1 protein-coding gene is annotated in these 1,918 nt (G+C 44.8%); it reads right to left on the bottom strand.

The window, feature by feature from the left end; all coding sequences use genetic code 11:
• Positions 1-151: 151 nt before the first annotated feature.
• Positions 152-1,792 (bottom strand): tyrosine-type recombinase/integrase, encoded by a 1,641-nt coding sequence (locus tag LX69_RS18065; protein ID WP_221621411.1) that lies wholly within the window; start codon positions 1,790-1,792, stop codon positions 152-154.
• Positions 1,793-1,918: the final 126 nt, after the last annotated feature.

Genomic DNA, 1,918 nt, shown 5'->3' with positions numbered 1-1,918 from the left:
GCTCCCCACTAAAAACAATTCGCACAATTCGCACAATTCGCGGTTAAAACATTACACCATCAACCAACACAGCCACCATCCCCAGTAAAAAACCCCTGCAATTCGTGGATAAAATCCCCCATCAGCATCTTCCGTTGCCCACGCCATCACATCAATCAAGCATCAAATCATCCAACGGACTCTTAATCTGATCAAAACCCTTAGTGGTCACGTGCGTGTATATCTCCGTAGTTTTCGTTGATTCATGCCCTAACAAAGCTTGAATGTACCGCAAATCAGTCCCTTTCTCAAGCAAATGTGTCGCAAACGAATGTCGAAGCGTGTGGGGTGACACCTTTTTGGTAATGCGGGCTTTTCGAGCCGCTTCACCCACGATCAACTGAACACTGGCTTTGCTGTATTGCTCACCTCGCAGTCCTTCAAAAAGATAGGTAACCGGATGTTCTCGCTTGTAGTATTCTCGCAAAACACCAAGCATCATCGGCGAAAGAATGGTATGCCGATCTTTATTTCCCTTGCCGGAACGGATGCAGATTTGCATGCGCTTCGAATCGATGTCTGTCAGCTTTAAATCGATCAACTCACTCAATCGCAAACCGGCCGAATAAGCCAGCATAATGATGGTGCGGTGTTTGATATTCGGGGTCTGACGAATCATCTCTGTCACCTCCTCGACACTCAATACCGTGGGCAAATGCTTTTCCTGTCGGGGGCGATCAATAGAATACACCTTGCGCTTTCCCCCCATCACACGTTCATAGTAAAACTTAATGGCATTGATACTCAGGTTCTGATACGACACCGACACGCCGCGCTCCATCACCAGGTAACGAATAAACACCACAACATGCTTGTCACTAAGCTGATCAATATCTTCACGACCATAATAATTGATAAACTCTTCAAAATGACTACAGTAATTACGTATCGTATGTTCACTATAACGCATCTCGGTCAACTTCAAAACATAAGACTCAGGACAACGTTTACGCGAATCGCTGGTCGTACCGTACATTCGGGGTTGTGGCCCCGTCTTGTGTTGCTCATGTTCAATGGTCATGCGCAAACCCTGCTGATGACAGATCCCCTCAATCGCCTGGCACAGATACACCGACACCGGTAACGTCCACCATTTATTCACATGATCCCAACTGCTAAAAGGCATCTTTTTTATGGCTGTTGTCAATGATGGATGATACCCAAAAATCACACGCATCCGACCGCCGCGCTGTATCACAACCAATACCTCATGCTTGTCGATCTCCCGACGAACATCTTTTTTACCCAACGAAACCGCCATGGTGTGTTCAATGGTATTGAGTCGAGCCCCAAAATAAGTCGTTATTTTATCTAAATTAAATGGATTGCGGGAAACAATCCACATCATCTTTAGTTTATCCCAACGACTGAATCGTAACGATAGGATAAATTCAATATCTTTTTGATTCTTGGGAAGACGTAAAACAATTTTACTATGAAACAACTCCATCTGTACCACACCTCCCGGTGTTTGATCGGTGGATGGGGGCAACACAACTTCGGCCACAGCCGGTTGCGACTGGGCACTGTCAACAAAAAACGGCGAAGGACGCTCAACAATCTGACAATCAGAAAAAACGATTTTCAATTCCTCATATACTGACTGCTGGTATGGAAAATGCCAACACCTCAACGTCCTACTCCATCGACTTCCCGCGATTGACCTGATTTTTGCAATCACCTGAGCATCATACTCAGAATAAACCGCAATGCGATCCTCCTCTCTATGAACCACATGCTCTATTCGTATCATAACAAGGTAGGTATAAAGTCCATTGGGGAAAATATACAAACCTTTTGCGCCATTCACAACTCAATGTCAAATCCGAGTTGCTTACGCTGAGTAAGATGAATGATCACCATATTACACTAAATTTTC

Source organism: Breznakibacter xylanolyticus (assembly GCF_003254275.1).
GTDB lineage: Bacteria > Bacteroidota > Bacteroidia > Bacteroidales > Marinilabiliaceae > Breznakibacter > Breznakibacter xylanolyticus.
The sequence above is the reverse complement of the archived record's forward strand: the minus strand, read 5'-3'. Positions and strand labels throughout refer to the sequence as shown.

Bases quoted from the DNA above. Each gene is read 5' to 3' on its own strand.
- LX69_RS18065 (WP_221621411.1), bottom strand. From the start codon at position 1,792: ATGATACGAATAGAGCATGTGGTTCATAGAGAGGAGGATCGCATTGCG.